General features: G+C 65.4%; 24 protein-coding genes. 15 read left to right on the forward strand and 9 right to left on the reverse strand.

Annotated features, from left to right (window positions below):
* Positions 1–23: 23 nt before the first annotated feature.
* The 5 genes from RAD10_RS05165 to RAD10_RS05185 form a co-directional block, all read right to left on the reverse strand.
* A complete protein-coding gene (locus RAD10_RS05165) occupies positions 24–869 on the reverse strand; it encodes a ChbG/HpnK family deacetylase (protein ID WP_461616599.1) in 846 nt (281 codons plus the stop codon).
* On the reverse strand, positions 866–1912 hold the full coding sequence (locus RAD10_RS05170; RefSeq protein WP_461616600.1) for a glycosyltransferase family 2 protein: 1047 nt from the start codon (positions 1910–1912) through the stop codon (positions 866–868). Before RAD10_RS05170 ends, RAD10_RS05165 begins: the two co-directional genes overlap by 4 nt.
* Before the next feature lie 100 nt (positions 1913–2012).
* Positions 2013–2990, reverse strand: a complete 978-nt coding sequence (gene hisG, locus RAD10_RS05175) for an ATP phosphoribosyltransferase (protein ID WP_461616601.1) — start codon at positions 2988–2990, stop codon at positions 2013–2015.
* Positions 2991–2993: 3 nt separating this feature from the next.
* On the reverse strand, positions 2994–4145 hold the full coding sequence (locus RAD10_RS05180; RefSeq protein WP_461616602.1) for an ATP phosphoribosyltransferase regulatory subunit: 1152 nt from the start codon (positions 4143–4145) through the stop codon (positions 2994–2996).
* 359 nt (positions 4146–4504) lie between these two features.
* Complete coding sequence (locus RAD10_RS05185; protein WP_461616603.1) at positions 4505–5269, reverse strand: 16S rRNA (uracil(1498)-N(3))-methyltransferase; 765 nt, start codon at positions 5267–5269, stop codon at positions 4505–4507.
* A 209-nt stretch (positions 5270–5478) separates the two neighbouring features.
* Here RAD10_RS05185 and RAD10_RS05190 point away from each other — a divergent pair, with 209 nt between their 5' ends.
* Both RAD10_RS05190 and ubiA read left to right on the forward strand, forming a co-directional pair.
* Positions 5479–6141: a hypothetical protein gene (locus tag RAD10_RS05190; protein WP_028140105.1), complete on the forward strand. Its 663-nt coding sequence runs from the start codon at positions 5479–5481 to the stop codon at positions 6139–6141.
* A gap of 141 nt (positions 6142–6282) precedes the next feature.
* Positions 6283–7239: a 4-hydroxybenzoate octaprenyltransferase gene (gene ubiA / locus RAD10_RS05195; protein WP_461616604.1), complete on the forward strand. Its 957-nt coding sequence runs from the start codon at positions 6283–6285 to the stop codon at positions 7237–7239.
* A 112-nt stretch (positions 7240–7351) separates the two neighbouring features.
* On the opposite strand, the gene RAD10_RS05200 is transcribed toward ubiA, so the two are convergent.
* On the reverse strand, positions 7352–7870 hold the full coding sequence (locus RAD10_RS05200) for a DUF6101 family protein (protein WP_091958731.1): 519 nt from the start codon (positions 7868–7870) through the stop codon (positions 7352–7354).
* 265 nt (positions 7871–8135) lie between these two features.
* On the opposite strand from RAD10_RS05200, the gene RAD10_RS05205 reads away from it, so the two are divergent.
* The 7 genes from RAD10_RS05205 (at position 8136) to RAD10_RS05235 (ending at position 14348) form a co-directional block, all read left to right on the forward strand.
* Positions 8136–9554: a TldD/PmbA family protein gene (locus RAD10_RS05205; RefSeq protein ID WP_461616605.1), complete on the forward strand. Its 1419-nt coding sequence runs from the start codon at positions 8136–8138 to the stop codon at positions 9552–9554.
* Positions 9541–10359 carry a 3'(2'),5'-bisphosphate nucleotidase CysQ gene (locus RAD10_RS05210; protein WP_461616606.1) on the forward strand — a complete coding sequence of 273 codons (819 nt, stop codon included), beginning with the start codon at positions 9541–9543 and terminating at the stop codon, positions 10357–10359. The genes RAD10_RS05205 and RAD10_RS05210 overlap by 14 nt, the downstream gene beginning before the upstream one ends.
* 63 nt (positions 10360–10422) lie before the next feature.
* Positions 10423–10665 carry a DUF4170 domain-containing protein gene (locus tag RAD10_RS05215; protein ID WP_091958722.1) on the forward strand — a complete coding sequence of 81 codons (243 nt, stop codon included), beginning with the start codon at positions 10423–10425 and terminating at the stop codon, positions 10663–10665.
* On the forward strand, positions 10662–11381 hold the full coding sequence (locus RAD10_RS05220; RefSeq protein WP_461616607.1) for a lysophospholipid acyltransferase family protein: 720 nt from the start codon (positions 10662–10664) through the stop codon (positions 11379–11381). The genes RAD10_RS05215 and RAD10_RS05220 overlap by 4 nt, the downstream gene beginning before the upstream one ends.
* A complete protein-coding gene (locus RAD10_RS05225; RefSeq protein ID WP_461616608.1) occupies positions 11344–12690 on the forward strand; it encodes a 3-deoxy-D-manno-octulosonic acid transferase in 1347 nt (448 codons plus the stop codon). The genes RAD10_RS05220 and RAD10_RS05225 overlap by 38 nt, the downstream gene beginning before the upstream one ends.
* The gene (gene lpxK, locus RAD10_RS05230; protein ID WP_461616609.1) at positions 12683–13699 is read left to right on the forward strand and encodes a tetraacyldisaccharide 4'-kinase; all 1017 of its coding nucleotides are present in this window, start codon (positions 12683–12685) and stop codon (positions 13697–13699) included. Before RAD10_RS05225 ends, lpxK begins: the two co-directional genes overlap by 8 nt.
* 313 nt (positions 13700–14012) lie before the next feature.
* Positions 14013–14348, forward strand: a complete 336-nt coding sequence (locus tag RAD10_RS05235) for a GYD domain-containing protein (RefSeq protein WP_461616610.1) — start codon at positions 14013–14015, stop codon at positions 14346–14348.
* A gap of 270 nt (positions 14349–14618) precedes the next feature.
* Here RAD10_RS05235 and RAD10_RS05240 read toward each other — a convergent pair whose 3' ends face one another.
* Positions 14619–14816 (reverse strand): hypothetical protein, encoded by a 198-nt coding sequence (locus RAD10_RS05240; RefSeq protein ID WP_461616611.1) that lies wholly within the window; start codon positions 14814–14816, stop codon positions 14619–14621.
* Positions 14817–15324: 508 nt separating this feature from the next.
* Here RAD10_RS05240 and RAD10_RS05245 point away from each other — a divergent pair.
* Positions 15325–15639, forward strand: a complete 315-nt coding sequence (locus RAD10_RS05245) for a hypothetical protein (RefSeq protein ID WP_461616612.1) — start codon at positions 15325–15327, stop codon at positions 15637–15639.
* 130 nt (positions 15640–15769) lie between these two features.
* Here the strand turns inward: RAD10_RS05245 and RAD10_RS05250 are convergent, their stop codons facing one another.
* Positions 15770–15997, reverse strand: coding sequence for a DUF2093 domain-containing protein (locus RAD10_RS05250; protein ID WP_212427698.1), 228 nt, complete (start codon positions 15995–15997; stop codon positions 15770–15772).
* Between the two features lie 190 nt (positions 15998–16187).
* On the opposite strand from RAD10_RS05250, the gene RAD10_RS05255 reads away from it, so the two are divergent.
* Together RAD10_RS05255 and RAD10_RS05260 are read left to right on the forward strand one after the other, a co-directional pair.
* Positions 16188–17012, forward strand: coding sequence for a dienelactone hydrolase family protein (locus tag RAD10_RS05255; RefSeq protein ID WP_461616613.1), 825 nt, complete (start codon positions 16188–16190; stop codon positions 17010–17012).
* A gap of 248 nt (positions 17013–17260) precedes the next feature.
* Positions 17261–17425 (forward strand): hypothetical protein, encoded by a 165-nt coding sequence (locus RAD10_RS05260; protein WP_461616614.1) that lies wholly within the window; start codon positions 17261–17263, stop codon positions 17423–17425.
* Positions 17426–17722: 297 nt separating this feature from the next.
* On the opposite strand, the gene xseA is transcribed toward RAD10_RS05260, so the two are convergent.
* Entirely contained in the window at positions 17723–19345 is a 1623-nt protein-coding gene (xseA, locus tag RAD10_RS05265; RefSeq protein WP_461616615.1) for an exodeoxyribonuclease VII large subunit, read from the reverse strand.
* A 138-nt stretch (positions 19346–19483) separates the two neighbouring features.
* Here xseA and RAD10_RS05270 point away from each other — a divergent pair, with 138 nt between their 5' ends.
* The 3 genes from RAD10_RS05270 (at position 19484) to RAD10_RS05280 (ending at position 21782) form a co-directional block, all read left to right on the forward strand.
* Positions 19484–20575, forward strand: a complete 1092-nt coding sequence (locus RAD10_RS05270; protein WP_461616616.1) for an alpha/beta hydrolase — start codon at positions 19484–19486, stop codon at positions 20573–20575.
* On the forward strand, positions 20572–21126 hold the full coding sequence (locus RAD10_RS05275; RefSeq protein WP_461616617.1) for a hypothetical protein: 555 nt from the start codon (positions 20572–20574) through the stop codon (positions 21124–21126). The genes RAD10_RS05270 and RAD10_RS05275 overlap by 4 nt, the downstream gene beginning before the upstream one ends.
* Positions 21127–21191: 65 nt before the next feature.
* Positions 21192–21782: a hypothetical protein gene (locus tag RAD10_RS05280; protein ID WP_461616618.1), complete on the forward strand. Its 591-nt coding sequence runs from the start codon at positions 21192–21194 to the stop codon at positions 21780–21782.
* Positions 21783–21784 lie beyond the last annotated feature (2 nt).

Raw genomic sequence — 21784 nt, forward strand, 5'->3', positions numbered from 1 at the left:
CCGCGGCTTGCTGTCCGCCGGTGTCATCCCAGCGTGGCGCGGCTGTCCGCCAGCAGACGCGCGAAGGCGTCGCCGGCCAGATAGGCGTGCTCGCGTTCGCGGACATCCGTCATCGGATCGAGGCCGGCGAGGACATCGTCGACGAAGCCGGGATGGCACATCACGAGGCCGCCATCCGGCAAGCCTTCCAGGAATTGCCGCATCAGCTCGCCAAAATCGGCCGCCCGCGTGAAGTCATAGGCGCCGGCAAAGCCCGGGTTGAAGCTGAGCCCCGCGCTGCCGGCACGGCGGCGGAATTGCGCGCTGAGGACGTCGAGCACGATGGCCTTGGGTGAGGCCAGCCGCTGCTTGAGCGGCAGGTCGCGGCCGCCCTGGCGCACCCAGGCGTTCGGCGCGCCTTCGCTGACCGCATCGACGAAGCCGTCGCGCACCTGCGGATAGAGCTGCACATGCTGATGGCCGTCGACGAAGTCAGGCGCGCGCCCGAACGCTTCGGCGAAGGCGGCGAGCTGCGCCTTCACCTCGTTGCGGAAGAATTCGCGGTCGAGCCGCCGCAAAATGCCCGCGCGCAGCAGCTTCGGAAACGGCATGAACATGTCGCCGTCGAGCGGACGGAAATGCATGGTGAGGGGGCGGAACGGCGCCGACAGCGTCACGTGCAATCCGATCGCGCAGCGCGGGCTCGTCTTTGCCGAGGCCTGAAGCGCTTCGACCTCGCTGCGCGCGATTGCAGGCCCCACCATCATCACCGAGGTGGCGTTGAGGCGGCCGCGTTCGATCAGGTCGCGGATGGCGCGGTTGACGCCCGGGCTGATGCCGTAATCGTCGGCGCAGAGCCAGATCCGCCGCAGGCCCGCGGCCGCGCTCATTCGGCCGCCGTCCTCTTCGCGGCCTCGTCCGCTTTGTCAGCCTCGAAGTGCTTTTCACTATGCTCGGCGACGAAGTAGATCGGGCGCGCCTTCAGCTCGGAGAGGATCTTGCCGATATATTCGCCGACGATGCCGATCATGATGAGCTGCACGCCGCCGATCGTCATCAGGCCGATCACGAGCGAGGGATAGCCGGGCACCTGCTTGCCGGTCGTGAATACCTCCCAGAGGATCGAAAGGCCGAACAGGAAGGCGCCCCCGGCGAGAATGACGCCGAGCAGGCTGGCGAAGCGCAGGGGTGCGACCGAAAACGAGGTCAGGCCCTCGATCGACAGGCCGAGCAGGCTCGCGGCGTTAAAGGTGGTGACGCCATGGGCCCGCGCGGACGGCTCATAGTCGACACGGATCTGGCGGAAGCCGATCCAGCTGGCGAGGCCCTTGAAGAACCGGTTGCGCTCGGGCAGCTGCCTGAGCGCTGTGACCGCGCGCGGCGACAGCAGGCGGAAGTCGCCGGCGTCCTCGGGTATCTTCTGCCGTGCCCCCCAATTGATCAGCGCGTAGAAGCCGTGCACGGCGACCCGGCGCAGGAAGGTCTCGTTGTCGCGATGCGCCTTGGCGGTGTAGACGACGTCATAGCCGTCATCGATCCAGTGCCGCACCAGCTGTTCGATCAGGGCCGGCGGATGTTGGCCGTCGCCGTCCATGAACATGACGGCGCCGAGCCGGGCATGGTCGAGGCCGGCCATCAGCGCCGCTTCCTTGCCGAAATTGCGCGACAGCGACACCACCTGGACGTCGATCGCGTCGGCCGGCAGCGAGCGGGCGATCGCCAGCGTCGCATCCTTGCTGCCGTCGTCGACATAGACGACCTCGCAAGCCAGGCGATAGCGCTCCCGCAAGGTTTTTGCGAGATCGCAGATGCGCTGGTGCAGGGCGGCAAGGCCCGCCGCCTCGTTGTAGACGGGGACGACGATCGACAGTCCCTTCGCGGCCGCGGTGCTTGCGGTCGTCGTCATGCCGGAAACGTCAGAGCCCAACGTCATCGATCAAGGTTCCAGAGGCGTTCAAAGTCATCTCAACAGCATATGGTAGCTGCGGTTTGCTGTCGCAAAGCTGAACGGAAAAGCTGAGCGGACCTGAGGCTCACTGCCGCAGGAACGCCTCCAGCTTGGCGAACAGCGGGTTCTCCCGGTCGAACACGTAGTCGAGCGAAACCACCGAGACGGTTTCGGCGCCATGCTCCCGCAGGAAGCTTGCCAGCGCATAGAGCTGCCCCGGTGGGCAGTGCAGCGTCAACATGCCCGACGACGTCGGTCCGCCGAACGGGGCCTCGACGCCGTACCGGCTATGGGCTTCGCCGAGCAGGGCGGCGTCGCATTGCCGGAAGCGGGTGCGGACCTCGCGATACTTGTTGGCCCGCGACCTTGCTGCGATGTGATCGAGGATGACGCGCGCGGTCTCCCGCGCCTGCGGCGTCCAGTCGGCCTCTTTCGAGGCGACCAGATTAGCCTGGCTGCGCAGGATCACGCCGTCGTCGAGCACCCGCAAGCCGTTGGCGGCGAGCGTCGCGCCCGTCGTGGTGATGTCGACGATCAGCTCGGCACTGCCGGCCGCCGGCGCGCCTTCGGTCGCGCCACTACTTTCAACGATGCGGTAATCGGTGATGCCGTGGCTCTGGAAGAAGGCGCGGGTGAGGTTGACGAACTTGGTCGCGACCCGCATCCGCATGTGATGCTGCTCGCGGAAGCCGGTGGTGACGTCGTCGAGGTCGGCCATGGTGCGAACGTCAATCCAGGCCTGCGGCACCGCGACGACGACGTCGGCATAGCCGAAGCCGAGCCCATCGATCAGCGACACGCGCTTGTCGGCGTCCGCAATGTTCTCGTGCACCAGGTCTTCCCCGGTGACGCCGAGATGCGCAAAGCCGCGCGACAGTTGCGAGGCGATCTCGCTCGCCGAGAGATAGGCGACCTCGACATGGTCGAGGCCTGCAAGCGTGCCGCGATAGTCTCGGGCGCCGCCGGCCTTCGACAGCTTGAGGCCGGCACGGGCGAAGAAGGCCTCGGTGTTTTCCTGAAGGCGGCCCTTGGAGGGAACGGCCAGAACGAATGGCGCGCTCATGACTTAAGCTCCCACCTTGCGGCCGATCTTCGTCAGCGCATCCACCCAGACCGAGAAGCCGACCGCGGGGATCGGTTCAGTCGATCCCAGCTGGGTCATCAGCCCGTCATAGCGGCCGCCGGCGACCAGCGGCTCGGCGCCGTTGCCCCGGTGATGCAGCTCGAATTCGAAGCCGGTGTAATAGTCGAGGCCGCGCCCGAACGCGGTCGAGAAGCGCGTCTGCTTCACGTCGATGCCGCGCGCTGCCATGAAGCCGACCCGGCTCTCGAACTGGTCGATCGCAGCCGTGAGGTCGAGCTTCGCATCAAGCGTAAGCGCGCGCAGCTCGGCGATGGCATCGTCGGGATTGCCTGCGATCGTCAGGAAGCGCTTGAGCACGGTGATCGCCTCGCGCGGCAGCGCGCCGCCCTTCAGCGTCGATTGCTCGAGGAAGCGATCGGCGATCTCGGCCGTGGTGCGTCCCCCGACATTGGTGGTGCCGGCGATCGACATCAGATCGGTGACGAAGGCGAGCGCCGCCTTGCGGTCGGAGCCGGCGAGGGCGGCGAGCACGCCCTCATATTCGCTGCGGGTCGCCGTGGTCGCGGCCGCCAGCCGTTCCAGATCCTTTTCCAGGCTGATCTTGCGGTTGAAGTCCTTGACCAGGCGGCGGCGCCAGACCGGATAGAGGTCGAGCGCGTCGAGCAACGCATTGAACAGCGCCACGTCGCCGGTGCGGATCTCGACGTCGCGGACACCGAAGGCCGCGGTCGCTTCGAGCCCGAGCGCCAACGTCTCGGCGTCGGCCGCGGCGCGGTCCTGGCGGCCGAACGATTCGATGCCGGCCTGCAGGAATTCGCTGGCCTGGCCGCTGCGGTAGCGGAACACCGGGCCGAGATAGCTGAACCCGGCCGGCTGGCCGGCACGACCGGAGCTCAGGTAATCGCGCGCCACGGGAATGGTCAGGTCCGGGCGCAGGCACAGCTCCTCGCCGGAGAGGTCCGTGGTCAGGTACAGGCTCTTGCGGATGTCCTCGCCGGAGAGGTCCAGGAACGGCTCGGCCGGCTGCAGGATGGCGGGCTCGGCCCTGACGTAACCGGCCTGCGCGAACGACAACAGCAGCGTATCCGCCCAGGCGGCGGAGCCGGCAGCATTTGAGGTGGCAGTCGCGGTCATAACTGGGTCCATCGTGCCGGTGGAACCGGGCAGGCAAGGGGAAGGACAGGAATTGCGCAGCCCTTAGCATGGCCCGAAAGCGGTTTCGACCTCCAAAGGATCAATCGCTTAACAGGCGGGCAAATGGACGTTCTTGACGCGCGAGGTCCTGTGCCAGGGAGCCACCTGAGCCGCCGCGGGCTCGCTCAACCTCTCCCGCTTGCGGGGGAGGTCGGCGCGAAGCGCCGGGTGGCGGCTCTCTCCGCTAGGGGAATTTCTCGCTAAAACCTCAGATGATCCCGACGCGGAGGCACCCCCACCCCAACCCTCCCCCGCAATCGGGAGAGGGGGCGCATCTCCTGCGCGGTGGCAATCGAGCCTCAATCACTAGGCGACGGTCCTGCCGCCCAATCGCCCAGCACCGCCTGCACAAGGGCCAGGGCGGCCACGGCGGCGGTATCGGCCCGCATGATCCGCGGGCCGAGCGCCAGCCGGAGGATCTTGGGCTGCCGCAGCAGCAGGGCCCGCTCTTCTTCGGCAAAGCCGCCCTCGGGGCCGATCAGCACGTCGATCCCCTGTCCGGCCTCGCGGGCGTTCTGCAGGCTTTGAACGGGGTTTTGCACCTCCGCCGCCTCGTCGCAGAAGATCAGCAGGCGGCCAGCAGGGCGCTGACTGAGATACCGCTCCAGCGGCACCGGCTCGGCGACCGTTGCGATGCTCAGGATGCCGCATTGCTCGGCCGCCTCGACGACATTGGCGCGCATCCGCTCGGTGTTGACCCGGGAGGCCTGGGTGAACCGGGTCAGGACCGGATGAAGCGCGGCGGCGCCCATCTCGATGGCCTTCTGGACCATGTAATCCAGCCGGGCATGCTTGAGCGGGGCGAAAACGTAGGCGACGTCAGGCAGCCCGTCCTGGGGCCGGGTCTGCTGCAGGATCACGAGGCCGTCCGGCCGCTTGCGACCTTCGATGGCGGCCTGCCACTCGCCGTCCCGGCCGTTGAAGGCCAAAACCTCGGCCCCGGCGGCAAGCCGCAGCACATTTCCGAGATAATTGCTCTGGTCGCGGTCGAGCGGGATCCTGGCGTCCTGGGCAAGAGGAGCGTCGACGAACAGGCGGGGAGCGCGAAAATCGTGGGAGGGCATCGTTCAGAGGTCCGATTTGGGGCCGTTCTTAACCGAAAGCAGCTATTCCGGGGGTAAATATTGCCGAAATGGTGCGTCCCCGCGCCGCGCTCTTGCCCTATTCAACGGGTTGTTAAGCGCCGGCGGGAATCGTAAAAACGCGAACACGCTGGTTGCGCTTCAATTGGGAAGACGCTGAACCCGTACCTCCTGCCGGAGAGACTATCCTGATGATCCGTCATTTGATGGTTCCGATCACTGCCGCCATGGTCACCTTGAGCACCGCGGGCGCCTATGCGCAAAGCGCCTTCCCGGCGCCGCTGCCGAACCAGGCCGCCACCAGTTCCGCGTTTCCCCCGGTGAACGGCTCGGCGCCGACCGCTTCGGTCGGCACGGCACCGCAATCGTCCTTTCCCGTGAACGGCGCCGCGCCCGTCGGCGGCGCTGGCGCCTTCAGCGCGGCCCCGCCGACCCAGGGCGGCCCCGGCGAGGACTGCATGAAGGCTTTCATTCCTCTGCGCGAGGAAGCCGAGAAGCGCGGCAAGCTGATCAAGGCCGCGAGCGACCGTCATGCGCCGCCGGACGAAGCCTGCAAGCTGATCCGCAATTTCAGCCAGGCTGAGACCAAGATGATCAAGTACATCGAGTCCCACGCCGCCAAATGCGGAATCCCGGCGCAGATCGGCGCGCAGATGAAGGACGGTCACAAGAATACCGAGGCCATGGCGACGAAGGTCTGCAACGTCGCGCAGCAGATGCAGAACCAGCCGCGCGGTCCGGCCGGCCCGTCGCTGAGCGAGGTGCTCGGTTCAGGCTCGGCGCCTGAGGCCAATGCCGGCAAGAAGGGCGGCAGCACCTTCGACACGCTCAACGGCAACGTCCTGACTCGATGATGCACGTGCCGCCGATTTGAAGTTCCTACGGTCCTTGCCGCGAGATCCTCATAGGAACTTCAAATCGATAAGCGGCACGTGAATTATAATTTCTTGCTAGTGCCCTTGTAGTTTTCGAAGTTCGTACCGGAATACGCCGCGATGGAATACGAACTTCGAAAACTGGGCACTAGCACATCCGCCCGCGTTGCCGATTCCACCGGCAACTGGGTCGATACGCTCGCGCCGCCATGGGCGCGGCCTTATTTGCGATTGTCCCGCTTCGATCGTCCGATCGGCTCATGGCTGCTGTTGATGCCGTGCTGGTGGTCGGCCGCGCTCGCGAGCGGCATGGCGCATGACGTCCGCGGACTGCCGCTCACCATCCTGCTGTTCTTCATCGGCGCCTTCGTGATGCGCGGGGCGGGCTGCACCTGGAACGACATCACCGACCGCGACCTCGATGACAAGGTCGAGCGCACCCGCTCGCGGCCGCTGCCGTCGGGGCAGGTGAGCACGAAGCAGGCGCTGGCCTGGATGGTCGTGCAGGCGCTGATCGGCCTTATCGTGCTGCTGCAGTTCAACCGCTTCGCGATTGCGACCGGCATCGCTTCGCTCCTGATCGTCGCGATCTACCCCTTCATGAAGCGCATCACCTGGTGGCCGCAGATCGTGCTCGGGCTTGCCTTCTCCTGGGGCGCCCTGATGGGATTTGCCGTCACCTTCGGCCGCATCGACGTTACCGCGATGGTGCTCTATGCCGGCGCGATTTCGTGGGTGATCGGCTATGACACGATCTACGCGCATCAGGACGCCGAGGACGACGCGCTGATCGGCATCAAGTCCACCGCGCGCCTGTTCGGCGCGCACACGCACCAGGCGCTGATCCTGTTCTACGGGCTTTCGGTGATGCTGATCGGAGTCGCGCTGGCCTCAGGCGATGCGCGCTGGCCGGCCTGGCTCGGACTGATCGCCTTCGCCGTGCACCTGGCATCGCAGATCGTGCGCTTGCGGATCGACGATCCCGAGCTGTGCAAGCGCCTGTTCTATTCGAACAAATATGCGGGAGCGCTGCTGTTTGCGGGATTGCTGGTGGACGCGGTGATGCGGGCGGCGTAGCTGCCGTAGGGTGGGCAAAGGCGCCCTTGCGCCGTGCCCACGTTCTCTCAATGATTGACAAAAAGGTGGGCACGCTTCGCTTTGCCCACCCTACGGCACCTGTGAATGCCGTTTAATTCCTCGCGATGATCTCGCGTTCTTCGCGATGAACCGACAGCTCGCGTGCCATCGCAACACGGCGGCGCATCAGGAATTTCGGACGGCGGGCGCGGATGGCATTGGCGCGGCGGCGGCGGGCTGCGGGCTTGCGTGCACCTTCGTCGAGCTGCGGAAGCGCGAACAGCTCGCTCCAGATCGCCAAGGCTTCGACGAGCTCGTCGCCGTCGGCGCCGACGAGCAGCGGAACGGAGAGCGAGGGATCGCGATGCACCAGGACGATGGCCTGCGCTTCGTCATTGCCGCGCAGTGCGACGCCTGTGAAGTCGCTGACGCGGACGTTGATCGCCATCTGCATGCCGCGAACGGCGCGGCGAAGCACGACGCGTTCGCGATGAAGCTCGATCTGCCTGACATGTCCGTCGGCGCGCGGATCGTGCGCATCGAAGCGGACCGGAAGGGAAAGGGGGTCGAGCCGCAGAGAGCGGCTCGACCCGGCGGGAGCGACCCCGCATGTTGCTGTTTGACGCCTCACGGCTTTAGTTCTCCCCGCCGGGATTATGTTCCCGGTCGATGCGAGGACCTTAGCGCGCGGCTTTCCGAAACCGCTTAAAAAGGCTGGTTAACCCACCGTCACTGCTGCTCATGATTGACAAGACCTTGGCGCGCATGATTGACGAGACGTTGCGTCAAAGGTGCGAATCTGAGCTTTTGGCGGGCTGAAAATGCTTGAAGTCCGCGCGATCAGGGCACATCTGTGGGTTCCGGTCCCGAACCCCCGCCCCAACAGGATTTCGTTCGTGAACTCTTCACCATCCGCAAGCTCGACGCTTTCGTCCAAGGATTCCGCCAAGGGGTCAAAGGCCAGCCGCGACCTGTTCGACCAGTCCGCTTTGTCGGATCTGGCGCAGCGGCTGGTGGAGGCGGCCAAGCGCGCCGGCGCGGATGCGGCCGACGCGGTCGCGGTGCGCGGCGTCTCGCAAGGCGTCGAGGTGCGCGACGGACGCGTCGAGGAATCCGAGCGCTCCGAGGGTGACGACGTCGGCCTGCGCGTGCTGGTCGGCCAGCGCCAGGCGGTGGTCTCGACCAACGACGTCAGCGGCGATGCCGTGACCCAGCTTGCCGAACGCGCGGTCGCGATGGCGCGCGTTGCGCCCGACGACAAATATGTCGGGCTCGCCGATCCCGCGCTGCTCGCGCGCGACTTCCCCGACCTCGATCTGCTCGACCCCGATGTGCCCGCCACCAGCGAGCTCGAGCGCCGCGCACTCGCGGCCGAAGCTGCCGCGCTCGCCGTGAAGGGCGTCACCAAATCCGGCGGCGCCTCGGCGTCCGCGGGCATGGGCGGCATGGTGCTGGTCACCTCGACCGGCTTCCACGGCTCCTATTTGCGCTCCAGCCAGGGCATCTCGGCCACCGCCATCTCGGGCGAAGGCACCGGCATGGAGCGCGATTACGACTTCACCTCGGCGCCGCATGGCGCCGACCTGTTGTCGCCGGAGATCGTCGGCCGTTCCGCCGGCGAGCGCACCGTGGCGCGCTCCAATCCGCGCAAGGTCGAGACCTGCAAGGTGCCTGTCGTGTTCGATCCGCGCGTCGCCGGCTCGCTGGTCGGCCATGTCGTCGGCGCCATCAACGGCGCCTCGATCGCGCGCAAGACCAGCTTCCTCAAGGACAAGCTCGGCCAGCAGCTGTTTGCGAAGAACATCCGCATCATCGACGATCCCCTGCGCAAGCGCGGCCTGCGCTCGCAGACGTTTGACGCAGAAGGCGTTGCCGTGAAGAAGATCGCGCTGATCGACGAGGGCGTGCTGACGACCTGGCTGCTCGACTGCGCCACCGCGCGCGAGCTCGGCCTTGCCACTACCGGCCACGCTCATCGCGGCGTCTCCTCATCGCCTTCGCCCGGGCCGTACAATCTGCATCTCGAGCCCGGCACGCCGACGCCCGCCGAGCTGATCGCCGACATCAAGCAGGGCTTCTACGTCACCGATCTGATCGGCTCCGGCGTGAACGGCGTCACCGGCGATTACAGCCGCGGCGCCTCCGGCTTCTGGATCGAGAACGGCGAGATCACCTATCCCGTCAGCGAGGTGACGATCGCAGGGCACCTGTTCGAGATCTTCAAGTCGATGCAGCCCGCGAATAATCTCGAGTTCCGCTACGGCATCAATGCGCCCACGGTGCGCATCGAGGGATTGACGCTTGGCGGACGTTGAGGCGAATGCCCCGGGCGAAACCATCCTGACGCGCGATGCGGCGCTGCTGCAAGACACGGTGCGCGAGGCGGGCGCGCTGGCGCAGTCGATGTTTCGTACCGAGTTGAAGAAGTGGACCAAAGGCGCGTCCTCGCCGGTGTCGGAAGCCGACATCGCCGTCAACGACCTGCTCGAAGCGCGCCTGCGCAGTGCGACGCCGGATTATGGCTGGCTCTCTGAGGAAAGCGCCGACGATGTGGCCCGGCTGTCGCGGCGGCTGACCTGGATCGTCGATCCCATCGACGGCACGCGCAACTACCTCAATGGCCACGACGATTGGTGCGTCAGCGTCGCGCTGGTCGAGGATGCCGCGCCCGTACTGGCCGCGGTGTTCGCGCCTGTTAGCGGTGAGTTCTTCTTCGCCGCACGCGGCCAGGGCACCACGCTCAACGGCGTAGCCGTGCAGGCTTCGCCCGGATCCGCGCTCGACTTCTCCCGTGTCGCCGGCCCGAAACCGATGGTCGAGCGGCTCAACAGCTCGGGCGGCGAGATCAAGCTGCATCCGCGAATCGGCTCGCTCGCGCTGCGCCTGTGCCGGGTCGCCCATGGCGCGCTGGATGCGGCTTTTGCGGGGGGCAACAGCCATGATTGGGACCTTGCGGCGGCCGATTTGATCGTGCAGGAAGCCGATGGTAGGATGAGCGACCTCTCCGGAGAACCCATCCTCTATAACCGCCGGGAAGTGGCGCACGGGGTGCTGGTGGCAGCGGGACGCGATCGTCATGCGGGCATTGTCGCGCATTTTCGAAACCGTCCCTTGGCCTAAAGCGCTTTTCGTCGTGCTCGTCGAACACTGCTTTTGCCGGGCAGCCCGTTAGGAACAGAACTCATGCCAGATAGCGCCCCGCAACAACTGCTTCACCTCGTCATCGGCGGTGAGCTCGTCGATCTCGAGCACAACACCTTCAAGAACCTCGACGATGTCGAGGTCGTCGGCCTCTATCCGAATTATGCGACCGCCCATGCCGCCTGGCGGGCCAAGGCGCAGAGCACGGTCGACAATGCGCAGATGCGCTATTTCATCGTCCACCTCCACCGGTTGCTCGACCCGAATCAAGAACCGGCGCGTTGAAAAAACTGCTTCGCAATACGCTGCGAAGCAGCTTCGTTCAGCGTGCCGTCGGGGTCCTGGCGGCCGAATATCTGCGTCTGGTCTGGCGGACCAACAAATTCACGTTGGATCCGCCCGACGTCTATGCGCAGGTTGAGCCGCAGCTCCCGGCGATCTTCGCGTTCTGGCACGGCCAGCATTTCCTCACGCCCTTCATCAAGAACCAGAACAAGGCTTCCTATCGCGCCAAGGTCCTGATCTCCCGCCACCGCGACGGCGAGTTCAATGCGATCGCCGCCGAGCGGCTCGGCATCGGCACCATCCGCGGTTCCGGCGATCACGGCGGTGCCTTTCACCGCAAGGGCGGGGTCGGCGCCTTCAAGGAAATGGTGCGCACGCTCCAGACCGGTTGTAATGTCGCGCTGACCGCCGATGTCCCCAAGCGCTCGCGCGTGGCCGGGCTCGGCATTATCATGCTGGCACGGGAATCGGGGCGGCCGATCATGCCTTTCGCAATGGCGACCAGCCGCTTCGTCCGGCTGAAAAACTGGGACCGCACCACCATCAATTTGCCATTCGGGCGGGGCGCATTGGTCGGCATCAAGGAAATCCACGTTCCCGCAGATGCCGATGCTGCCATGATGGAAGCGCTGCGGCTGGAGCTGGAAGAGACGTTGAACGAGGCGACCCGCCGCGCCTATGCGCAACTCGGCCGCCCGGGACCGGAAGATGCCTAATTCGCTGCCCAATTCGTTGCCGATGACGCTGCGGATGTATCAGCGCCTGGCCTCCGGCCTGGTGCCGCTTGCGCCGGCGCTGATCAAGCGGCGGCTGAAGCAGGGCAAGGAGGATCCCGCGCGCGTCGGCGAGCGGCGCGGCCTGTCCCGGGACGTGCGGCCGCATGGTCCGCTGGTCTGGATCCACGGCGCCAGTGTCGGCGAGGTGCTGGCCGCAGCGGGGCTGATCGAGCGCCTGCGCGATCTCAATCTGCGCATCCTGCTCACCTCGGGCACCGTCACCTCGGCCGCCGTGGTCGCAAAGCGGTTTCCGCCCGACGTCATTCATCAATACGTGCCGTACGACTCGCCGCGCTATGTCGCGCGCTTCCTCGATCATTGGAAGCCGTCGCTGGCGCTGTTCATCGAATCCGATCTGTGGCCGAACCTGATCCTGGCGGGCGCGACGCGCCGGGTGCCGATGGTGCTGATCAACGGGCGGATGTCGCCGCGCTCCTTCCCGCGCTGGCGCCGCATGCAGGGCACCATCTCGGCGCTGCTGTCGCGTTTCGACATCTGCCTCGCACAGTCGAAGACCGATGCCGAACGCTTCTCCACGCTCGGCGGCCGCGACGTCGTCACCACGGGCAACCTCAAGCTCGACGTGCCGGCGCCGCCGGCCGATCCCGCCAAGCTCGAGCGGCTGATGGCGATGACGCGCGGGCGCCCCATCATCGTCGCGGCCTCGACCCACCCGGGCGAGGACGAGATGCTGGTCGCGGCGCATCGCAGCCTCTCCGGCTTCTTCCCGCAGCTCCTCACCGTGATCGTGCCGCGCCATCCCGATCGCGGCTCCTCGATCGCTGGCCTGATCACGGCCTCAGGCCTGAAGCCGGCGTTGCGCTCGCGCGAGGAGCTGCCGACCGCGACCACCGACATCTATGTCGCCGACACCATGGGCGAGCTCGGCCTGTTTTACCGGCTGTCGCCGATCGTGTTCATGGGCGGATCGCTGATCCGCCATGGCGGCCAGAACCCGATCGAGGCGATCAAGCTCGGTGCCGCGATCGTGCATGGTCCGCACGTCTTCAACTTCGCCGATGTCTATGAGGCGCTCGACGGCAGCGGCGGTGCGCGCCAGGCCGACACGCCGGAGGCGCTGGTCAAGCAGCTCGGCCAGCTGCTGGCCGATCCCACCCTGCGCGACAAGATGCAGCGCGCAGGCACTGGCGTGGTCGAGGATCTCGGCGGCGCGCTCGATCGGACCATGATCGCGCTCGAGCCATATCTGCTGCAACTGCGGATCGAGATGGGAGCCGCCAATGCGTGAGCCGGCCTTCTGGTACCGGCCACGTTCTCTCCAGTCGTACGCGTTATGGCCGCTCGGAGCGCTCTACGGCGCGATCACCGAACGACGCATGCTGCGCAAAGGCGTGGATGCCGGCATCCCCGTGATCTGCGTCGGCAATTATCACGTCGGCGGTGCCGGCAAGACACCGACCGTGCTGGCGCTGACGAAGCTTTTGCGCGAGCTCGGCGAGACCCCGGTGGTGCTCAGCCGCGGCTATGGCGGACGCCTGCAGGGCCCGGTCATGGTCGACCGCGCACGCCACACCGCAGTGGACATCGGCGACGAGCCCTTGATGATGGCGCGCGATGTCCCGGTCGCGGTGGCGCGTGACCGTCTCGAGGGTGTCGCGCTCGCCAAATCGCAAGGCGCCACCGTGGTCCTGATGGACGATGGCTTTCAGAACCCGCGCCTGGTCAAGGACACCTCGCTGATCGTGATCGATAGCGAACGCGGCCTCGGCAACGGCAAGGTATTTCCCGCCGGCCCGCTGCGCGCGCCGCTAAAGGCGCAGCTTGCGCGCACCGACGCGCTGGTGCTGATCGGGGACGGCCGCGCCGCCAACGATGTCGCGGCCGAGCTTGCCAAGCGCGACAAGCCCGAGCTGCGTGCGCGCCTGAGGCCGGACGCAGAGTCGGTCGCAAGACTGTTGGGCAAGCCGGTGTTCGCATTCGCGGGCATTGGCGATCCCGAACGATTCTTCCGCAGCTTGCGCGCCTGCGGCATCGAGGTCGCGCGCACGCGTGCCTTCGCCGATCATCACATGTTTTCAAACGACGAGATCGCAGCTCTCGCAGCGGAGGCGCAGCGCGAGCAGTACACATTGGTGACGACGGAAAAGGATCTCGCGCGCCTCCGCGGCCGCAAGGGCCTGCCTGCTAGCATCGTGCCGTTCGCTGTGCAGCTCGAATTCGATGATCCGACAGCGCTCCGGCAATTGATCCACGATCATCTCTACAAGGCGCGCGAGCGGCGGTTCAGCAGGCGATGATCTCGTTGGGTGGGCAAGCTCGTCCGCCGTAGCCAAAGAGCAAAGGATGGAAAAACAATTCATCCATCGCCATGCGGTATTCGACAACTGATCGGGCGACATGTCGCGGCGGATGAATTCTCTTCCGCACGTTCGGGAGTTGATGTAGCCTTCCATGAGAGCCGTCACCGGGACGTGCCGATCTCCCGGAAATCATCGGCGGCGTTTATGCCCACGGCGGGCTGTACCTTCATCACTTCAGATGCAGCGGCCGTAACGATCAGTTCGGAACGGCGGGGAGAATCATTGCCAAAAAACCAGAGGAGAACATGCCATGCATTTTTGCCTCACCGGACAATACACACCACGCGCTCTCAATGCCATTTTGGAGAATCCCACGACCGATCGCCAGGAGGCGGCACGAAAGCTCATCGAAGCGGCCGGCGGAAAGCTGCTTTCGATGTACAGCGTTGCGGCCGACGGCCCAGGCGTTTTGGTGATTTTCGATGTGCCTGATCCGGGTGCGGCGCCGGCCATTTCCGGCCTGACCGTCACCGCCGGCACCCTGCAGAATGTGAAACTGACCAGGTTGTTCACGCAGGACGAGATCAAGCAGGTCCGCCAGAACGCGGCGAAGCTGCGTTCTTCGTATTCCCCGCCCGGAAGCTGACATCCGGACCTGAAGCTCTGGTTCTGATTGAATCAGAACCGGAGCTCTGGATTCCCGTTTTGACGCGTCTTCTTCACGCGCACCGGTATCGCAGTTCAGCAATCAGTCGTGCTCACCACGCCCCAGCGGCCATCAATCCAATGATGGTCAGGCACGAGACGCAGGCCACCACGACCGTATAGCATTCGGGCGTATTCATTGCTCACTCCCAAACTGTTGCCAATTGCTTGGTCACTGCTACGCGGGAGAGATCGCCGGTCGCGGGCCACTTCAATGCGGCAGGCCGAGACCGGTCTTGCGATGCGCGTCGGTCCCCTCATCGTCAAGCTGATCCGCAGGATGATGAAGCGCTTCGAGAGCTTCGGAGCGTTCAGCTGCGATCAGAAGCTGTTTGCGCATTTCAGCGAGACGGGCGCGACAATATTCACGATAGAGCAAGTCCAATATGGTGGGCATGATCACCCCCATCGTTTGACTCTCGATTTACAGATATTCCACCGCAAATTTTCGAGGTGATCGTAGCCCGTCGGATGGCTCTTCGCTATGAGCCCGTTCACAGACTTCGCCAATTCCAAAGCTCGATGGCCGTTTGGTTGACTTGATTGTCTGTGCGATAAAAAGAACAGGGCTAATTACCTAACGAACACTGTAGCAGCTCTCTGTTTCAACAAGACTTCGTCAAACAACTTAAGGGCGCCGGATCGCAATAAAGAATCCAACCACAGCGCGAAATGACTAACTACGGAGTGCAAGCACTCATCGATGCAACGCGTATCGACACGGCGAAGATCTTTTCCTCTCTGAGACTCGCAGTTCAGTTGCATGCGAACATCGTCTCCATCCCCATGACGCGAAAAAAGCTGCACCGCTCGTGCCACGCCGCACTGCTGCGCTTTGCCCAACCCCGCAGCAGCCTGCCATTCAGGCGACATTCATCGCAAAACGCCTATCGGTTCCCGACGATCAGGAGAATTCGATGAAACTGCCGTCTGCGACCGTTGCCGCCAGCCTTGTGTGTCTGATCGTTGCGCCCGCATTCGCGCAAACGCCGCCTGCGGCTTCTCCCGCTGCGCCAAGCAGCACCGTGCCGGTTCCCGCGACCAAGCGCGTGACGTGCCTTGCCACGACGGCGAGCCTGAAGGGGCAGGACAAGCGCGACCAGCTGCAGCTCTGCATGGCGCAGGCGCGGCTCGATTGCCTGAAGCAGGCGATCGACCAGAAGGTCGTCGGCGAAGCCAGGAAGAGTTTCATCAAGGCTTGCGTGGGCGGCGATGCTCCCGAGCCCCAATAGCCGAACCATGCCAAGAGTTCGATCTCGTAGGCTGGGCAAAGCAACGCGTGCCCACCTTGTCCATCGCGCTCCTGGAGAGATGGTGGGCACGGCGCCTTGCGCCTTTGCCCACCCTACGAGAGCCGAACGATCACGACTGCGGTTTCGGCGCGCCGGGGAAATGCCGTTGCAGCACGGCGGCGGGTGTGGCGTAGGCCTCCTGCAAATCCACGCTCCAGTACTTCAGCTCGTCGAGCGGAATCCGCGTATCGGTGATGGCACAGCGCACGAAGGTGCCCGGCGAGATCACGCGGAAGTCGCCGTCGAGATATTGCACTTGCGCTTCGCCATGGCCCGAGGGGCCGAACTTGTTCAGCACGGTCGAAAGTCTCCGTGGAAGGCCGCTCCGTGGAAACTGGAGGGCACGATGTGTTGGACGGGATGTAGCATAGATAGGGTGGCTTGTCCGCCCGGTAAACCCACCGGTTTGTGATGTTTTGCCGCCGTTTCCGCGTGATAGTGCTTGGGCGAAGGATCGCTGGTTCCGGCATCTCCTATGGCAGAGTCCGATGCGCCTTCGACTGACCACCCTGTTCCTGATGCTGCTGATGTCGGCCGCGCGTGCCGCGCCGGCGCCGCAGCCGGTCGACATTCCGCTGGCGTCCGGCGTACTGCATGCGCAGCTCTACAAGCCTGAAGGTGCGGGGCCGTTTCCGGCCGTGATCGCGCTGCACGGCTGCGGCGGCCTCAGCAGCCATTCCGATCCCGTGCTGCCGCACTATCGCGATTGGGCCGAGCGCCTGCTCAGGGCGGGCAATGCCGTGCTATTGCCGGACAGCTACGGCTCGCGCGAGCTCGGGCCGCAATGCCGCGTCAAGGAGATGCACGTCAAGGCGCGGCGTGAGCGCGTCACGGATGTCGCAGCATCGCGCGCCTGGCTGATGAAGCAGTCCTGGGTGGCGCGCGATCGCGTCAGCCTGATGGGCTGGGCCAACGGCGCGAGCGCGCTGCTCTGGGCCGTGCGGCCGCAGAGCGCGGCGCGTGATCCGGGGCCGGATTTCCGCGCCGCGATCGCGTTCTATCCGGACTGCCGGATCTCCGCCGGTCTCGGCTGGAGCACGCGGGTACCGACCCTGGTGCTGATCGGCGCCAATGACGATGTCTCCTCGCCGCCGGCCTGTCGCCAGATGGTCGAGGGCGCGCATGGCCGCAGCGCGCTCGCACGCATCGTGGTCTATCCCGACGCCTATCACGATTTCGACCGCGCCAACACGCCGCTGCACGCAGCTGGCGGCAGCAACGATGCCGCCGTGCCCGAGCGCGGCCATCTCGGCACGGATGCCGAGGCGCGCGCGGAGTCGCAGAAGGACGTCGCGCAGTGGTTGGCGCGGTAATGGGAGTGCCGTAGCCCGGATGGAGCGCAGCGCAATCCGGGACAGCGCAGTGCGTGGCACCAACCCGGATTACGCTTTCACTCCATCCGGGCTACGGGTCTTCCAAAGCGGGGCCGCCCGAGGAACAAATTCAGGCGGACAGCCCCGCATCGACCACCGCCCTGCACGGACTGTGATGGCCGACCCGGAATCTACGGATCGCACGCGGCGCCGGTTTCAGCACGTGACGGCGCCTTAGTTCGACCACGATGTCGATTAAACGCATCCTCATGCGCAACGTCCTCTTCGCCTCCGCACTGGTCGTCTTCACCGTCGCGATCTTCCTGTACGAAGCCCAAGCCGGCGCCCCACAGCGCGCGCCGGAGCATTGCGGCTTCTGGACCACGATCGACGCGGGATTGTCGTGTAGGTAGGGCACGCTGTCTCCACATCGTCATTGCGAGCGCAGCGACTTGTCCGCCGAAGCCTTGGCGAAGGCGGAAGCAATCCAGAGTCCCTCCGCGGAAAGCTTCTGGATTGCTTCGTCGCAAGAGCTCCTCGCAATGACGAGTTTGTGGATACACAGGCCTCCACACCCTCGCTGTCATCGCCCGGCTTGACCGGGCGATCCAGTACGCCGAGACGGCTGTGATTCACTGAGAAGCCACGGCGTACTGGATTCCCCGCTTTCGCGGGGAATGACAGTGAGAGTGGAGCGCCGCCGTCGCGCTTCAGAACAAACTGCCCTGATCCACCGGCTTGCCGACGCGTTTCGGTGCGGGTTTTGTCTCCTGCGCAACCGGCTTTGCTTGCGCTGGCGCGCGCTTGGCCGTTGGCGCCGGGCGATCCGCGTCCGCCGTTGCGCCCACGCGTCCATCGGCGAACTCGATCTCGAGCCGCGCATTCGGTCCGATGCTGTCCGCCGCATGCAGCGGATGTCCCGCCTCGTCCCGCACCAGCGCGAAGCCGCGCGCGAGCACGCTGCGGTAGGACAGTGCCGACAGCAGCTTGCCGCTGTTCTCGACGCGGGCCTCTAGCCGCTGCAGCAACGTGACAAGCGCGCGGCCGGCGCGCTCGCTGAGGCGATGCGTGCGCTCGCGCTGGCGGAGAATCGCGTTGCGCTGGGCCTGCGCATTGGAGAGCTTTGAGGCACGCAAGCGAACTTCAAGTCCGGCAAAGCGGTCGCGCCGACGCCGCAGCAGCGAGCGTGCGGACAGCCCAAGCCGTTCGCCGCACACGGTGAGGCGATGATCCGCCTGCGAGATCTGGCCGTGCAGCACCCGCAGCGTCAGCTTTGAACTTGCTGCAGTGAACCGGCGGAAATGCGCGTGCGTGTTGGCCTTGAGACAGCGGGGCAGGGCGCTTCCTGCCGAATCCAGCCGCTGCCGCGGGATCGCCAGCAGATCGCCCGCCGCCGGCAGCGCGCGTGCGGCGGCGCGCAGCTCGCTGCGGCGGCTCTCCTGGCTGCGTTGCCAATAGGCGCGGGTGCGGCGTCCGAGATCGGCGACCTCGACGAACAATTCGCTGCGCACCGGCACCGCCATCTCGGCCGCCGCCGTCGGCGTCGGCGCGCGCTTGTCGGCGACGAAGTCGATCAGCGTGATGTCGGTCTCATGCCCCACCGCGGAGATCAGCGGGATCATGCTCTCCGCTGCTGCCCGCACCACGATCTCCTCGTTGAACGACCAGAGATCCTCCAGCGAGCCGCCGCCGCGCGCGACGATCAGCACATCGGGGCGCGGAATCTTGCCGCCCTCGGGCAGCGCGTTGAAGCCGCGGATGGCGGCCGCGACCTGCTCGGCCGAGCCGTCGCCCTGCACCTTGACCGGCCACACCAGCACGCGGCGGGGAAAGCGGTCCTCCAGCCGGTGCAGGATGTCGCGGATCACCGCGCCGGTCGGCGAGGTCACGACGCCGATCACCTCGGGCAGCCACGGCAGCAGCTGCTTGCGCGCTTCGTCGAACAACCCTTCCGCGGCGAGCTTCTTCTTGCGCTCCTCCATCAGCGCCATCAGCGCGCCGATGCCGGCCGGCTCCAGCGCCTCGATCACGATCTGGTACTTCGAGGAGCCCGGATAGGTCGTGAGCTTGCCGGTGGCGATGACCTCGAGCCCTTCCTGGGGCTTGAAGCGCATCCGGCCGTGCACGCCCTTCCAGATCACCGCCTCGATCTTGGCGCTCTCGTCCTTGAGCGCGAAATAGCAATGGCCGGAGGAGTGGGCGCCGCGGAACCCCGAGATCTCACCGCGGACCCGGACGTGGCCGTAGGTATCCTCCACCGTCCGCTTCAGGGACTGGGAGAGCTCGGAGACGGTGAATTCAAACGCGTTGTTCAGTTGTTCCGCAGGCGGCATCTAGCAAACGATTCGGCATTTTGGGGTCAGACCCGACGTTAAGGATTTTCGCCGCGCGGCGCCAATCCGGGGATTGATCTGGAGAGTACTCTGTAGTATAGAGTTCTCTATTGATTGATGCCTTTGAGGGAGTAAACCATGGCGATCCGGTTGCTGCGCGGCGTTTTGAGCGGCCTGAAATGGGCCCTGTGTGCGGTCGGCGGCGTCGCGCTGATCCTGACTGCGATGATCGCTACGCCGCTGGAGCGGCCGCCCGAGATGCGCTCGGTCTCCGATTCGACCAAGGGAATCGACTGGTCCACGCTGCCGCCGCTGGAGCGCTTCCAGGCCCGCGACGGCACCTGGATCGGCTATCGCCACTACGCGGCCAAAGCGTTTTCAAGCGAAGTGGAAGCCGGTTCGCGTGAAGAAAACGCGTCAAAACAAGAATCCGGAGCCCGATCCCATCGGAACGGAAATGGCTCCGGCCGCGGCGCGATCTTCATCCATGGCTCGTCCGGCTCCAGCGGCACCGTCAACCATGCGCTGACCCACGCGATCGCCGCGCGCGGGGTGGAGACCTGGGCGCTCGACATCCGCGGCCATGGCGGCTCCGGCACGCGCGGCGATATCGGCTATGTCGGCCAGCTCGAGGACGACCTCGTCGATTTCGTCGCCGAAGTTCGCAAGACCGCGCCGGATCTGCCGCTCACTTTGATCGGCCATTCCGCCGGCGCCGGTTTCTCGCTGCGGATCGCCGCGACGCCGATCATGCAGGACATGTTCGTGCGCACCGTGCTGCTCGCGCCCTATCTCGGCTATGACGCACCGACCAACAGGCCGAACGCAGGCGGCTGGGCCAATTTCAATGTCCCGCGCTTCTTCGGTCTGACGGCGCTGCGCAAGCTCGGCATCGACTGCTGTTCGCAGCTTCCGGTGCTGGCCCTGGCGGTGCCGCCGAGCTCGGCGAAGTACCTTGTCTCCACCTATTCCGATCGCCTGACGCGCAATTTCGCGACGCGCGGCTATCGCCTCGATCTCCCGGCAACCACGCGTCCGGTCACGATCTTCGGCGGCGCCGAGGACGAGATGATGATCTCGGACAAATATGCCGAGGCCGTGCAGGCGGTGAAGCCGTCGGTCGATGTCAAGGTCATTGACGGCGTCAATCATATGGGCATCGTCACCCATCCGAAGGCGATCTCGGTGATCGCCGATGATGTGGCAACGCGCGGGGCAGGGCAGTCATGATCGACAGCAGGGAAGCGTCCGCAGCGCTGGCCGATATCGACGACATCGTCCAGCGCGTGAAGCAATCCCAGCTCTATGAGCTGGCGAGCCTCGCAGCGGTGTGGTGGGGCGTGCTGGTGTTCGCAGCCAATCTCGTGACCTGGCTTTGGCCGATCTACGCCGTCTACGCCTGGGTTGCTGTCGACGTTCTGGGCGTCGGTGGTCTGATTGCAGTTCGCGTGTTCGATCCGAAGAGCCACCCCTTTGGCGCCGGCGTCGGCATCAGGCTGTTCCTGGTATTCGCCCTGTTCTTCGCGTTCGGCTATCTCGTCACCAGCGTTGTCGGTCATTTTGGTCCGCGCCAGCTGGGAACGTTCTGGCCGATCTATTTCATGTTGTTCTACACACTCGCCGGGCTCTGGTTCGGCTACGCGTTCGTTGCGATCGGCCTCGGCATCACGGCGCTGACGCTGTTCGGCTTCTTCACCATCGGCGAGGCGTTCCCGCTCTGGATGGCCTTCGTCAATGGCGGCGGCCTGATCCTCGGCGGCCTCTGGATGCGGCGGATCTAGCGCATGCCCGGGCTCGACGACATCATCCAGCGGCCTGCAGCCAATACCCAGGAAGGAGCGCTCCCGTGACCGACAGCAAGCGGGCTTCCGATGCGCTGAACGAGCGTGAGAAGACCATTCGTCCTGTGCGGCGGTCGCAGATCTACCTGGTCTCTGGCCTCGTCCTGCTGCTGTGGGCCGTGCTGCCGTTTGCCGACGATGTCCTGATCTGGTTCTGGCCGCGCTACGGGGCCTATTATTGGAACAGCTGGTTCGTGGCGAATGACGGGCTGTATTTCTGGTTTGCACTCTACGTCGTCTCGGCCCTCGGCCTCGTTGCTCTCGGCGCCTGGCATCTTTCGAGAAACGGCATCCGCCTGTTCGACAGGCGCACTCTGCTGGCGTTGCTGCTGATCGCCGCCTTCGGCCTCGTCTGCTGCTATTTCGGCAGGTTCTCGCCGCGGCAGCAAACGGTGTTCTGGCAGGTCTACATCACACTGGTCTACCTGACGGCGGGCCTTCGGTTCGGCTACGCCTTTGCACCGCTCGGCGCGACCATCATCGCGCTGACGCTGATCGGATATTTTTATATCCCGGGTGTACCGCTATTGCCGTGGATGGCAGCCGTCAATGGCGGCGCGCTGATCGCGGGTATCTTCTGGATGCGGCGAGGCTAGCC

It is taken from the genome of Bradyrhizobium sp. 23AC (assembly GCF_054863025.1).